Annotated in this window: 13 protein-coding genes; 9 read left to right on the plus strand and 4 right to left on the minus strand. The window is 52.3% G+C overall.

Features of this window, described 5'->3' with window-relative positions:
- Positions 1–9 precede the first annotated feature (9 nt).
- Both cysW and CRG97_RS03400 read left to right on the plus strand, forming a co-directional pair.
- Entirely contained in the window at positions 10–873 is an 864-nt protein-coding gene (cysW, locus tag CRG97_RS03395; RefSeq protein ID WP_098741760.1) for a sulfate ABC transporter permease subunit CysW, read from the plus strand.
- A 145-nt stretch (positions 874–1,018) separates the two neighbouring features.
- Positions 1,019–1,240 (plus strand): YezD family protein, encoded by a 222-nt coding sequence (locus CRG97_RS03400; protein WP_098741761.1) that lies wholly within the window; start codon positions 1,019–1,021, stop codon positions 1,238–1,240.
- A gap of 248 nt (positions 1,241–1,488) precedes the next feature.
- Here the strand turns inward: CRG97_RS03400 and CRG97_RS03405 are convergent, their stop codons facing one another.
- Positions 1,489–2,400 carry a hypothetical protein gene (locus CRG97_RS03405; RefSeq protein ID WP_098741762.1) on the minus strand — a complete coding sequence of 304 codons (912 nt, stop codon included), beginning with the start codon at positions 2,398–2,400 and terminating at the stop codon, positions 1,489–1,491.
- 149 nt (positions 2,401–2,549) lie between these two features.
- Here CRG97_RS03405 and CRG97_RS03410 point away from each other — a divergent pair, with 149 nt between their 5' ends.
- Together CRG97_RS03410 and CRG97_RS03415 are read left to right on the plus strand one after the other, a co-directional pair.
- A complete protein-coding gene (locus CRG97_RS03410; protein ID WP_098741763.1) occupies positions 2,550–3,533 on the plus strand; it encodes an alpha/beta fold hydrolase in 984 nt (327 codons plus the stop codon).
- A gap of 21 nt (positions 3,534–3,554) precedes the next feature.
- Positions 3,555–4,307: a MerR family transcriptional regulator gene (locus tag CRG97_RS03415; protein WP_098741764.1), complete on the plus strand. Its 753-nt coding sequence runs from the start codon at positions 3,555–3,557 to the stop codon at positions 4,305–4,307.
- 391 nt (positions 4,308–4,698) lie between these two features.
- Here CRG97_RS03415 and CRG97_RS03420 read toward each other — a convergent pair whose 3' ends face one another.
- Complete coding sequence (locus CRG97_RS03420) at positions 4,699–5,589, minus strand: hypothetical protein (protein WP_098741765.1); 891 nt, start codon at positions 5,587–5,589, stop codon at positions 4,699–4,701.
- Between the two features lie 364 nt (positions 5,590–5,953).
- Here CRG97_RS03420 and CRG97_RS03425 point away from each other — a divergent pair, with 364 nt between their 5' ends.
- Together CRG97_RS03425 and CRG97_RS03430 are read left to right on the plus strand one after the other, a co-directional pair.
- A complete protein-coding gene (locus CRG97_RS03425; RefSeq protein WP_098741766.1) occupies positions 5,954–6,586 on the plus strand; it encodes an NAD(P)-dependent oxidoreductase in 633 nt (210 codons plus the stop codon).
- Between the two features lie 66 nt (positions 6,587–6,652).
- Positions 6,653–8,401, plus strand: a complete 1,749-nt coding sequence (locus CRG97_RS03430) for an NAD(P)H-hydrate dehydratase (protein ID WP_098741767.1) — start codon at positions 6,653–6,655, stop codon at positions 8,399–8,401.
- Between the two features lie 67 nt (positions 8,402–8,468).
- On the opposite strand, the gene CRG97_RS03435 is transcribed toward CRG97_RS03430, so the two are convergent.
- Both CRG97_RS03435 and CRG97_RS03440 read right to left on the minus strand, forming a co-directional pair.
- On the minus strand, positions 8,469–8,924 hold the full coding sequence (locus tag CRG97_RS03435) for a hypothetical protein (RefSeq protein WP_098741768.1): 456 nt from the start codon (positions 8,922–8,924) through the stop codon (positions 8,469–8,471).
- 56 nt (positions 8,925–8,980) lie between these two features.
- On the minus strand, positions 8,981–9,889 hold the full coding sequence (locus CRG97_RS03440; protein ID WP_098741769.1) for an SDR family oxidoreductase: 909 nt from the start codon (positions 9,887–9,889) through the stop codon (positions 8,981–8,983).
- A 549-nt stretch (positions 9,890–10,438) separates the two neighbouring features.
- On the opposite strand from CRG97_RS03440, the gene ssuE reads away from it, so the two are divergent.
- From ssuE to CRG97_RS03460, 3 genes are all read left to right on the plus strand, one after another.
- The gene (ssuE, locus tag CRG97_RS03450) at positions 10,439–10,984 is read left to right on the plus strand and encodes an NADPH-dependent FMN reductase (RefSeq protein ID WP_098741770.1); all 546 of its coding nucleotides are present in this window, start codon (positions 10,439–10,441) and stop codon (positions 10,982–10,984) included.
- 60 nt (positions 10,985–11,044) lie between these two features.
- Positions 11,045–11,635, plus strand: coding sequence for a P-loop nucleotide/nucleoside kinase family protein (locus tag CRG97_RS03455; protein ID WP_098741771.1), 591 nt, complete (start codon positions 11,045–11,047; stop codon positions 11,633–11,635).
- Positions 11,636–11,921: 286 nt separating this feature from the next.
- Positions 11,922–12,689, plus strand: coding sequence for an AAA family ATPase (locus tag CRG97_RS03460; protein WP_237566272.1), 768 nt, complete (start codon positions 11,922–11,924; stop codon positions 12,687–12,689).
- Positions 12,690–12,791 lie beyond the last annotated feature (102 nt).

Raw genomic sequence — 12,791 nt, forward strand, 5'->3', positions numbered from 1 at the left:
GGGATACTAATGGCTGGAACTGTACCTGCCGTTCCTGCAGCGAAACGAAACACGCCGTCCTCTCCGGCGGCAGCGGAGAAGCCGTGGGTGAAATGGACATTCATAAGCTTGGCTGGGCTTGTGCTGCTGTGGCTTATTGTGCTGCCTCTGATTACGGTGATGTCCGAGGCGCTTAAGAAGGGCTGGGAGGTCTATGTAGCGGCCTTATCCGATCCTGATGCTCTATCTGCGCTTCAGCTGACTTTACTGGTGGCGGCTATTGCGGTACCGCTGAATTCGATATTCGGCGTTATTGCAGCATGGACCATAACGAAGTTTCGTTTTAAAGGCAAAAATCTGTTGATTACGCTGCTGGATCTGCCGTTTGCGGTATCGCCGGTGATCGGGGGGTTAATCTTCGTGCTGATCTTCGGTCGGCAGGGATGGTTTGGCCCTTGGCTTGAAAGCCATGATATCAAGATTATTTTTGCCGTGCCCGGCATTGTTCTGGCTACATTATTTGTCACGTTTCCCTTTGTGGCAAAGGAACTGATCCCGCTGATGGAAGACCAAGGGACGAAGGAAGAGGAGGCGGCAGTAACGCTGGGCGCCAAGGGCTGGCAAATATTCTGGAGGGTCACCCTGCCCAATATCAAGTGGGGGCTATTGTACGGCATCATACTGTGTAACGCCAGAGCCATGGGCGAGTTTGGGGCCGTGTCCGTTGTATCCGGCCATATCCGCGGCGAGACCAATACGCTGCCCCTTCATGTCGAAATTTTGTACAATGAGTATCAGTTTTCGGCATCGTTCGCGGTGGCCTCATTATTGCTGTTATTAGCCGTCGTAACCCTGCTGCTGAAAAATTGGTTTACGCGAAAAAATGCCCATTGACAGTCGTTTCCAACCCATGCTAATGTTAATTCATACTATGTAGGTTGGAAAAGAATGAATAATGGAAACGTGCAGGTAGAATGTCACTTCGATTTGTGGGGATGAGTAAATATATTTGGGCTTTGCCCGGTGAGGAGGCGTATCCATGGCTAAACCTTTAAAAGTGGATGAAATGTGGCTCGAACGCATAGCCAGCCTGCTGAACGACATGGAATTCGGTTCGCTGCAAATTGTAGTGCATGAGGGTCAAATCGTTCAGATGGAACGAACGGAGCGCAAGCGTTTTGAGAATACGCCCTCCGGAGCGGTCAAGACGTCAGGACCGTCCCGGGCATCCGGCCAACAGCGAAGAACGAATGCAAGATGATCCCAAAGGGTTATCGAGTACCGAGAGAAGAATTTCCTTAGATGCCATAAGTACGCCTTACCCAGTAGACTTTGGAGAAACACCCTGGAGTGTTAACCGATGTAGACTATAGGAGTGCGTTTTGGTAATCATGCGGGAGTTCTTTTTTTTGTATGAACATAGGGATTCAGGATTGCGGAGATATAAAAACAGCCCGGCCGTTGAATTCGGCACGGGCTGTATCTCGTAATATTCATGTCGTTGCTATCTTATCTGGATCGCAGAGGGCTGTTAGTGATCTCCGGGTCGCTGGAACCTCCCGTCTCACTAAGAGGGTCATTCTCGCCCGTAGGATGAAGGAATTGTTCCATTAGCTCCGGGTGTCCGGCATAGGGCCGTTCACGGCGCTTGCGGGTGGCTGTAACCCGGAAACCCGCCAGATACAGCAAGCATTGGGTAGCCAAAACATAAGGCGAGGCCTCGCTCCAGATCAGATTAAACAGGGCTGAAGCTACAATCAGCAGATGCAGTACGGTATAGATCATACCATGCGTTCTTCTTCTGGAATCCATCAATAGTCGGTAAAAAGAGATCGTGGCAATTATGTTGGAGAGCCATAGACACCATACCTCGGGGTTTGTCCAGGCAGAGGATTGCCTTAGTTCCTGGACGAGAATCGTCGTCCATAGGATCGCGGCACCCAGTGAAAGGGCAGGTACGGCAGGTTTCAGGAGCAGCCACAACCCCATACCCCAACCGGGTTTCTCGAGCCGCCCAACCAGTTCGTCGCGCTCCTTCATAAGTCTGTTGATCTCGCGGTCCAGCAGCTTGTGAAGCGTTGTTAGTCTGGATTCATCACGATCACTAAGAAAGGTATCAATCTGTTCGTGGAGCTCCCGCGTCAACAGGTCAGCGGATTTGCATTCCTGCAGAAGCCGGATCAACAGATCTTCGGGGATAGCCGTTCGGGTCGGTCGATTGATGAGGGTTCCCAGAGGCCCAGCCAGTCTGGTGTAAATCGTTAAAGACTGACGAATGCGAGCGAGTGAATCCTTGCGTGCACCCAATAGCCGGGATGCACTGTATATGTACAGGCCCGAAAATATTGCAGTGGCAAGAAGCACGGCCACGAGCGTGTCCAAGGAGCCAAAGATATCAACCATCCATTCCGTAAGGGACAAGCGGACCCCTCCTTCAATATTCTACCTTTCACTATTGCATAACAAGGGAGGGATTTCAAGCCGATTCGGTAACAGGCAGCTATGGAGAGCATAGGGGGTTGCGTATAACGTTACGTCATATCCTATAGTCACCTTAGGAGGGGATTGAAGTGAAACGAAAAAAAGGATGGGTGATCTTGGGTAGCATTCTCATTGCGATACTAGCTATACTGACGGTAATAGGCTTTCTATTCAGAGATGACGGGTCGTTAAGCGGTTTTGTTACAGAGGATGGGCAGAAGGAATATGCGGTGGCTTATGATGAGGCGATGAATCACTTACCAGAACCGGTTGAATCGATTAAGGTTAATACCGATTTTGGCGTGGTGCAGCTCTACAAGTTCCGGGAGAGCGATACACCGCATAAAACACCCTTGTTGCTGCTTCCCGGAAAAGGATCTGCTACACCCATGTGGGAGGCCAATCTGAGCGGCTTTTTAGAACACCGGCCTGTATATACCCTTGATTTGATAGGAGAGCCGGGTTTAAGTACAGAAACCAGACGGATTGAAACTGCTGCGGACCAAGCAGCATGGTTAGGGCAAGTGCTGGATCAGCTGCCGGAATCAGAGATCCACCTATTAGGGCTGTCGTTCGGCGGGTGGAGTGCGGCGAATGTGACGCTCAAGCATCCTGAGAAGATTCACTCGCTCATATTGCTGGACCCTGTCTATGTGTTTGGCCCCATTCCACTGAAAATGATACTGGTATCCATTCCGGCGTCTGTGCCCATGGTGCCCAAACCGATCCGGGAGAAAATGCTCAGCTATATATCCGGCGGGGCTGAAGTTGATGACAGCGACCCGACCGCCAAATTAATCGAAACCGGTATGCGGACATTCAAGAGCAAGCTGCCCATGCCGGAAGCCATCCAGCCGGAACGATTAGCTGAGCTGACGATACCGGTGCTCGGTATTTTAGCTGGACAATCGACGATGCACCATGCTGAAAAGTCGTATCAAACGGGGATGGATTCCCTGAAAGACCCTAATAGCGAGATGGTCGTATTTGAAGATGCCTCACATGCAATTAACGGGGAATACCCTAAAGAGTTACTGGAAACGATAGAAGCTTTTTTAGCAAAAATCGAGTAAGGGACGGGAAGGGATGGGTTCATGGAAAGGAAATATTCCGTAAAAGAAATCAGTCAATTGTCGGGAATAACTCCGCGAACCATTCAGTATTACGATAATGAAGGGATTCTTAAGGCGGAGCGAGATGAGCTGGGGCATAGAGTATATTATGATAAACAGCTATATGTACTTGAACAGATTATGTTCTATAGGGCCATCGGATTCTCTTTAAGAAAGATCAAAGAACAATTGATCGTGGGCACCGAGGAGCAGGATATCGAGAACATTCTAGATTACCAGGCATCGGTCCTCTATTCACAGAAAGAGAGTATCCAGGCCAAGCTTGACGGATTGCATGTCGCAAAGGAAATGATGAAAGAAGGTTACAACGTACCCTGGGAGCTGTTAGCCCATCTCATGCGTTCGTTGAATGAGGTCGATATGTCGGCTTGGAAAGAATACGAATTTTCGGAGGAAGACTGGCGGCTATTTCAAAAGGTATTTAACTCTGAGCAGGCGGCATTGGATTTTTACAATACGTTCAGAAAAATATCGCTGCAAGCTGCAGCTTATAAGGCTTCAAACGTTCCGATCGAGTCACGTTTAGCCAGGACCTTGGCCCAAGAATGGCATCGGATGGTTCAACGTGTGACACATGGCGATGAACAGATTCATGCTGCCTTCTTAGCAGTCGATAGAAATCGGGATCAATGGAACGCTGGAGAGCGTCAGCTTGTAATGGAAGCAGAACAATATTTGCAGGACGTCTTGAAGCGCTATCCTGATCGTGAATGAGCTGCATTGCAGCTCGGGTTCTGCTTCCTATGCAGGAAGCTTAAATCGTATTCTACTGTTTACACGGCTAATCGGTTTTTTCTTGGCAAACAATTTTTCCTCAAGGCAACATAAGAGACCGAGCCGCATATAGTATATGAATAAGACGGTAGCATCGAAAGAGAGGGAGGGGCCGGGGTGATGGAAGTGCAGGTAAAAAAAGCGCCGCTGCAACGTGCGAAATTGACGGTCGGTTATGTACTGCTTCTCATGTTGACGGTTTAAGAGCGATCAGGCCTTTACCCGGGTGGAGAGGATGAGTTCCTTCATCTAAAAATATAAAGATGGCGCCAGAGGAAACACCCTCTTGAAACGCCATCTTTTTTATTCCTATTATGAAATAATCGCGATGTTATCGATCGGAGTCATGTAATGCCTTCCAGTACCTGTAGTCATGAATGGCGAATCCGGAGAACGAAGGGTGCTTCTCCGCTTTGATACATACTTTGGACAACTGCTCCTCCATATAGGACGTGCCTTCCTCAAAAAAGGTAATGTAAGCTCCCTCATTGCTCGATTTGGTCTCTACGGCAATCAGGGCTTCCTTGCCAAGTTCATCGGCTTCCTTAAGCTCGGCAGCAGCGACGCTGTAAATGTTATCTGCCTGATCACGATAGGCCATAATGACAACCTGGTCGAACTGCTGGATCATCCAACGACTGATCGACATCGACTGATCCGGCAGCTGGTAGCCGTGCAGCCAGAATGTCATGTCGGAACCGATGGGTAGATTCATTGTGTGCGCTTCATGGACCAGATAGCGGACGCTCGCTTGCCATTGCTTTACCAAGGAGGCTTGGTTTGTTTTCCACTCGGCCAGCACATGTGGCTCGATATCGACATGAATGCCGGTGAAGCGCTCATTCGGAGCAGCGGAAGCCTGATATTCAGCGGTCCATTGAATGAACGTCTCCAATCGATGACGCTCCGTTTCCAGCGCCCAGTTAGGCGCGCCGCCAAGGACATGAACCTCGACCCCCTGTTCACCTGCTTGGCGGATAAAGCTGCGATAATATTCGGGCCGAACATCGCGGTTCATCTGCAGATAGAGCACATTGACGCCTTGGCTGGCGGCAAAATTCAGAATGTCGTCAGCCGAATCTTGAATCTGCGGGGTATCCCAGAACCAGGTTGCCTTCTGGCGGGATTCGGCTGCAGCCGCATCAGGCTGAAGGGAGAAGCTGCTTAGCAGCAGACTGCTTGCGAGACAGAGGGCCAGCAAGTGGACGTATTTTATTTTCATTGTATGGATAATCTCCTTTACATTACGATTACATCATAGGAAACGACAAATTCCAGCAAACACACAACCTTAGTAATGCGAATTAAGTCATTATGCAAGATATATATATTCGTAAAAATGCATCTATGTATTCTATCGGTGAAAATAATATTGTGATACATAGGTCTAAAGGTCTATTGTTTTGAGGAAAAATGAATGAATGGAGTTTGAAGAGGTCTGTATGGGGATAAGTAAATAGGAGGTGCGACAGCCCGGAACGGCTATAGTCGGCACTAGGTGTTTATAATACTACTTAAGATTCAGTAAAGAGCCATTCATCACCAGGGGTGATATAGTATAATTTCTAAGCGAAGGAGCGATGAACATGAAGGTAGCATTAATTGGAGCAAGCGGAACGATCGGGAGACGAATTACGGAGGAAGCGCTGCGCCGGGGGCACGAAGTCACGGCGGTATTGCGTAATCCGGATCGATTGGATTCAGAGCATGAACGATTAAAGAAAGTCAAAGCGGATGTCATGGATCCTTCATCATTAGAAGAGGCGATTCAAGGGCATGATGCTGTCATTAGCGCTTTTGGTCCGAAGTTCGGCCAGGAAGAGGAACTCGTTGCAGCCGCACGCACGATTGTAGAGGGAACGAGACGCGGCGGCGTAACCCGTCTGTTGATCGTTGGCGGCGCTGGTAGCTTGATCGCCGACAGTGGCGTACCCCTTATGGATACCCCCGAATTTCCGGAGGAGATCAGGCCCCTTGCCCGCGCGCATGCGGATGCTTACGACCTGTATAAGGAAAGCGATCTGGAATGGACGTATGTCAGTCCGGCGGCGATCATCGAGCCGGGGAAACGCACCGGACAGTTCCGAATCGGCATGGATCGACTGGTGACCGATGAGAGTGGAAGCAGCCGAATTTCGGTTGAAGATTTCGCGGTAGCCGTGATCGATGAGCTGGATGATCCGCAGTTTATTCAGTCCCGGTTTACTGTTGCTTATTAATAGAGGGGTATCCTGAGTCGACAGAACGTTTGTGTAGGATATATCGAAGCAAAGGGGAGAGCTTGGATGTATGTTGTAACGTCTGAACAGATGAGGGCATTGGACAACCATACGATTCATCAAATCGGTATTCCGGCGATTGCGCTGATGGAGAATGCGGGCAAAGCGATTGCCGAGGAAGTTCTGAAGCTGTGCCTAGAGCGTGATAGAGTGAGCTGTTCCCTTTACACTGCAGGTGCTGTGACCGCAGGAAAGTCTCAGTCATTCATACGGGATGATGGGTGGCAAGAACAGCGGCTCTCTTTACCGGAGCATTCGGAAGTGGCGGAGGCTCCTTCCGCCGGGAATGACCGTGCTCTGGCGATGAGCCGCCCGTCGCCTGTCATCGACGGAGAGGCTCGATTGCCCACCGCGCTCGCGGCCCAGCAGCACTGGCTCATTCTGGTGGGCAAAGGCAATAACGGCGGCGACGGCGTGGTCGCCGCCCGGCATTTGCGTGACGCCGGTATGCGCGTCACGCTGCTCTATGCCGCCGAGCCGTCTGCGCTTGCCGGCGAGGCGGCGGTGCAGCGGGATGCCGCGGTAGCGCTCGGCATCCCGGCTCTGGTCCACGGCCGTGAAGCCGTGGACTACGGCGCGTACACCGGCATCGTGGACGCGCTGCTCGGCACGGGCGCGACGGACGCGCCCCGCGGCGCTTACGCCGCGCTGATCCAGGCCGCGAATGACAGCGGCCTGCCGATTGTGTCCGCGGATATTCCGAGCGGACTGGACGCCGATACCGGCGCGAGGCACGAGCCGTGCATCTCGGCCGCGGTGACGGTATGCCTCGCCTTCTTGAAGCGCGGCCTGGTGCAGTACCCCGGCGCCGAGGCGGCTGGCCGCGTGGTGGTTCGCGCCATCGGCATTCCGGCATCGCTGTGCCGGGAGCAGGGCGTTAGCACGCATCTGCTCACCCCGCATGTCCTTCGGACCGAGCTGGATGCGGACGTGTCCCGCCACCGCTCGCCGGACGGACACAAGGGCACCTACGGTCACGTCCTGACCGTAGGGGGCAGCCGCACGATGAGCGGCGCAGGCCTGCTCGCTTCCCGGGCAGCGCTTCGCGCGGGCTGCGGCTTGGTGACCTGGGCGCTCCCTGCAAGCCTGGTGCTGCCGCTGAGCGGAGCCGCACCCGAGGTGATGCTCGCACCTGCCACAGGCGAAGAGAGTGGTGGCTACTGGAATGAGGCCTCTGCGGAACAGGTGCTGGAACTCGCCAAAACCCGTGATGTGCTGGCCGTAGGTCCGGGGCTTGGCCGCTTTGACGGAGATGCCAGGTGGCTCCGCCGTTTGTGGGAAGAATGGGAAGGGCCGTTAGTGGTGGATGCTGATGCGCTGAATATGCTGTCCGCAGCCGGTGATTTCGGCACCTGGAAGCCGCGCGATGCGGCAACCGTGCTGACCCCGCATCCGGGGGAGATGTCCCGGCTGTTGGGTATCCCCACCGCCGAGCTGCAGCGGGACCGGATCGGTGCCGCCGCAGGGTTCGCGACCGAGCACGGGGTTACCCTCGTGCTCAAGGGGGCGCATACCGTCGTGGCTTCGCCGGACGGACAAGCCTACATCAACCCAACCGGCACCTCCGGCATGGCGACCGGAGGCACCGGGGACGTGCTGACCGGCATCATTGCCAGCCTGCTGGCGCAAGGATATGCCGGTCCGTCTGCAGCCGCACTTGGCGTGTGGCTGCACGGCCGTGCCGGCGAGCGGGCCGCGCGGCACCGGGGACATCCCGCCTCGGTCATCGCCGGGGATGTCATTGAAGCACTTTGAAGCGAAGAGCAAGGGAAGGGCCCTCGGAGGGCCCTTTTTGCATGGAAGGCAGCTATAGGCACTTGAATCAGATCACCCAGCACAAGAGGGGAACGGCCAAGGCAAAGAACGGGGTGGCCAGAGAATTGCTGGAGAACGTATGCTTCCCCCACAAGAAGAGCAGCAGTGTCAAGGCTCCCGCTGCTGCGCGAAGCCAGAGCTGCTCCGGATTCCCGCCTGTGAATAAGGCGAAGAACAGAAAACCGACCGCTCCGTACACGGCGGCTTGTTTACCCTTATGCAGGGAAGGCAGGAACGAGAGAATGGCATCCGCTGCAAGAGACGCGGTCAGCGCGTAACCGTATACCCAGTGCTCTTGCGGCATATAGAGGCCTAACCATTCCGAAGCTTGATCAGCGCTGGAAGGCCACACCCAATCAAGCAGGCTCAGCAGCAGCACAACGATGCCGGCACTGGCGAGCTTGTTTAATGCATAAAACCCCATGTCCATCCGGGCAGACCGTTTGGGAATTCCGGTGTTCATTGTACACATCCTCTGCTCGTTATTCATAGAATCCTCGGATGCTTGCGGCATCCATGCTAGCTGGTTACCATCTGCCCTCCGTTAACGTGAATAGCCTGACCCGTGACAAAAGATGAGCAGATGGATGACGCCAGGTAAACATAGGCGGGTGCCAGCTCATAGGGCTGTGCGGCCCGCTTCATCGGTGATTTCGTTCCGAATACGGCGACCTCTTCAGCGGAGAAGCTGGATGGGATGAGCGGCGTCCAGACTGAGCCGGGAGCGACGGAATTGACGCGGATGCCTTGATCGACCAGCGAAAGGGCCAGGGATCGGGTAAGGGAAACAATGGCGCCTTTGGTTGAGGAATAGTCGATGAGCTCCTTTAAACCGTCATAGGCGGTAATGGAGGCCGTATTGATGATCGACGCCCCGGATTTCATGTGGGGCAGCGCGGCCTGGATCATGAAGAAGAAGGGAAAGATATTCGTTTGATAGGTGTGATGGAGCTGTTCTTCCGTGATGTCCAAGATGCTGCGCTGCACATACTGGACGCCATGGTTGTTCACGAGAACATCCAGCTTGCCGAAGCAGGCTATCGTTTCGTTAACTACGGCTTCGCAGTTTTTTTTGTACCGCAGATCAATCTTCATTAAGAGGCATCGTCTGCCGAGCGATTCAATCCGTTGTTTCGTCACCTCCGCATCCGAAGTCTCATATAAGTATGGGATGACCAGATCGGCACCTTCCTTGGCGAAGGCAATGGCGGCCGCTTTGCCGATACCGCTGTCTCCCCCGGTTACAATGGCGATTTTGCCATCCAGTTTACCGCTGCCCCGGTACGCGGGATCTTCGCTGATCGGACGCGGAGACATTAGACTCTCCAGGCCCGGCTGGCAGTATTGATGCTGGGGAGGGAAAGCGATGGGCTGTTCTTTGCATTCGGTTTTGGAGCCTACGTAGGGAACGGGCTGCTGGGGATTCATTTCATTCCTCCTTTTAGGTTGTTATCGTTGAACGTCGATGCTTTATCTCTATGCATTCGCCTAGTCCGGGGTGCCGTTTGTGAACAGAATAGGTGAAAGGTCGTGCTTTTACGTATCGGCGTTATTGGGAATGGATGAAGAAGAGTGGCGAGGAATTGATCGCGGAATGGCGCTCCAGCGCCGCTTCCGCTGTATCGCTATGAAGTATATGAACGGGATCATCACATTACCCAGGAAGTTTGGGGAGGAAATGAGCGTAGTGGTTCGCGAAATGCCAAGGTTCAATTGCCGGTGTTGCTGCTGCATTGACAAAAGCGCGGACACATTGATACGATGATATTAATTCTGACAAGTTTGCTCTGATTTATGTTGGTAAACGTCGGATTTAAGAGCGACTGTTTATGGAAGACTTTGTGGTTCTTTGTAAAGTCCTCCTTTTCTAAAAGATGTTGGCTAAGGCCGTCTGACTCTAAGTCGAGAGGACCTTACATAGCGATCTTATGAATGGATGAGATGGCGACACTATAAGATAAGCCGAGGTGAATGATTATGGCGAAAGCTGTTATTATTAACGGGAGTCCCACAGCCGGATCCCGATTGAATGCGATTATGGAGTATGCGGAGCAGGCATTGACTGCTGCGAATTTCGAGGTTAGCCGGATCGACGTGGCCGGGCTGCCGCCTGAGGATTTGATTCATACCAAGTTTGAGAGTGAGCATATTGTCAAAGCGAACGGTCTTGTGGCCGAGGCTGATGCCGTGATTGTGGCAAGTCCGGTTTATAAAGCTTCGTTTACGGGCGTTCTGAAAACATTTTTAGACCTGATTCCGCAAAAAGGATTGGCCGGCAAAATCGTGCTCCCGATGTTCATCGGCGGCAGTCTCGCGCATCTGCTGGCGATTGATTATTCGCTTAAGCCCGTGCTTTCTTCGATCGGAGCCCGTCATATTCTAGGCGGCGTGTACGCGGTGGATGCCCAAGTGGCACGTACTGAGGACGGCGGATTTGATGTAGCAGAAGTGCTTCAGGAACGCTTGACCTCTGCCATGGAGGAATTGATTGAGGAAACCCGTTACCGGACAGAACGTGTTTAAGGATGCATGAGTGAACGGCAGGGATATGAAAGCGATAGAGATCATATGGAGGGATACCATTTGCAAAAGCTAGTGTTTTTTGTCGGCGTGGCCGGTACAGGCAAGACAACCGTAGCCAAGAAGCTTGCAGTCCGTATACCGGCTGCATTTCTCGACCGTGATACGGTGGGGGGACGCTTTGTTGAGAAGTTCCTGGAAAGTAACGGACTGGATCCGAACGATCGCGACTCTTCCTTCTATAAAGAGAACCTGCGCAATCTGGAATATGATACGACCAAGGACATTTGCATCGAGAACCTGAGTGCCGGACAAAATGTCTTTATGATTTCTCCGTTTACCGCGGAGCTCAAGAGCCGCGAATGGATTGAAGAAGTCATCGGATCGGCAGGGTTAACGAAGAGCGACGTTGACGTGAAGGTCATTGTGGTCGCGCTCAAAGACATGGATTTGCAGAAGGAACGGATCGTTGACAGACAGACCGAGCGGGATCAGTGGAAGCTGGATCATTGGGACGACTTCAAGAAGCGCGTCGATTTCGTTCCGGAAGTGAACTGGGATATTCCGCAGACGTCCATTAAGGTATTCGATAACAGCGGCGATCTGACGGAAGAGAAGGTCGAGGAGCTTTATCAATTTATCGTAAGCGAATAGCATATCGGAACAACAGCTTTCGATATCGTATACAAAAGTGCGTCATTCCAGGTGCCGGCGAGCCCTGTGATGGCGCATTTTTTGGATATCAATGAGGCATCAACAGCTCTAAGGAATGCCTTCCTGTTATGGCAAAAAAAGAGGTGCTGCTCGTGTCCATTCTTCAGGAAAAGTTACCATGCTTATGCTCGGAAATATCAAGCGATGATCCTGAATTGGAACCATTGCTTGAATGTTATATAGTAGACTAGTAATTATAGGCTTCAAAATCAAGGAGGGGAAGCGCTTGGATAACGCTGCTATGCTTGCCTATCTGCGAAGCGTTGTGTTAATGAGGGATCGTGTCCCGTCATTTCATGAATATCCTTTTAATTTGCCGGCGGTTGCGGCTTTGGACGGACTCCATTTTCATCCGAAGGTCACTTATATCGTAGGCGAGAATGGTATGGGCAAATCCACGCTGCTGGAGGCGATCGCCACGGCCCTTGGGTTTAATCCGGAAGGAGGAACGATGAACTTCTCGTTCTCAACCGAGGAGACGCATTCCAAGCTTCATGAATATATACGAACCGTTCGAGGCGTACGCAAACCGCGTGACGGGTTTTTCTTTCGTGCGGAGAGCTATTATAACGTCGCGACGAATATTGACCGGTTGGATGCCGAATGGAGCTTCGGCCCGCCCATCAAAGATTCCTACGGCGGCAAATCGCTTCACCAGCAATCGCATGGAGAATCGTTTTTTGCCACTTTTTTGAACCGGTTTTGGGGGAATGGCCTGTATATTATGGACGAGCCGGAAGCGGCGTTGTCCCCATTTCGCCAAATGGCGCTGCTCAGACGCATCCATGACCTGGTCCAGGAAGATTCGCAGTTTATTATTTCCACGCATTCGCCGATTGTTATGGCCTATCCCGATTCCGTCATCTATAAGCTGACTTCCGAAGGGGTGGAAGAGTCGAGCTTGGAGGAAACGGATCATTATATGATTACGAAGGAATTTGTGAATCGCCGGGAAGCGATGCTTCATGAATTGTTTGCAGACGATGAAGAATAGCCATATATCAAGTGTGAAGGGTTCCGAAGGCGTTAGTTGGCCTTACCGGGCCCCTTTTTTGTATAGCAGCGGGGATTTAGACTAGACGAATCGTTATGAAGG

Origin of the sequence: Paenibacillus sp. EZ-K15 (genome assembly GCF_002573715.1) — a bacterium.
Classification (GTDB): Bacteria; Bacillota; Bacilli; order Paenibacillales; family Paenibacillaceae; genus Paenibacillus_AQ.

Bases quoted from the DNA above. Each gene is read 5' to 3' on its own strand.
- CRG97_RS03400 (WP_098741761.1), top strand. From the start codon at position 1,019: ATGGCTAAACCTTTAAAAGTGGATGAAATGTGGCTCGAACGCATAGCC.
- ssuE (WP_098741770.1), top strand. From the start codon at position 10,439: ATGGCGAAAGCTGTTATTATTAACGGGAGTCCCACAGCCGGATCCCGA.
- CRG97_RS03425 (WP_098741766.1), top strand. From the start codon at position 5,954: ATGAAGGTAGCATTAATTGGAGCAAGCGGAACGATCGGGAGACGAATT.
- CRG97_RS03435 (WP_098741768.1), bottom strand. From the start codon at position 8,924: ATGAACACCGGAATTCCCAAACGGTCTGCCCGGATGGACATGGGGTTT.
- CRG97_RS03430 (WP_098741767.1), top strand. From the start codon at position 6,653: ATGTATGTTGTAACGTCTGAACAGATGAGGGCATTGGACAACCATACG.
- CRG97_RS03415 (WP_098741764.1), top strand. From the start codon at position 3,555: ATGGAAAGGAAATATTCCGTAAAAGAAATCAGTCAATTGTCGGGAATA.
- CRG97_RS03420 (WP_098741765.1), bottom strand. From the start codon at position 5,589: ATGAAAATAAAATACGTCCACTTGCTGGCCCTCTGTCTCGCAAGCAGT.
- cysW (WP_098741760.1), top strand. From the start codon at position 10: ATGGCTGGAACTGTACCTGCCGTTCCTGCAGCGAAACGAAACACGCCG.
- CRG97_RS03440 (WP_098741769.1), bottom strand. From the start codon at position 9,889: ATGAATCCCCAGCAGCCCGTTCCCTACGTAGGCTCCAAAACCGAATGC.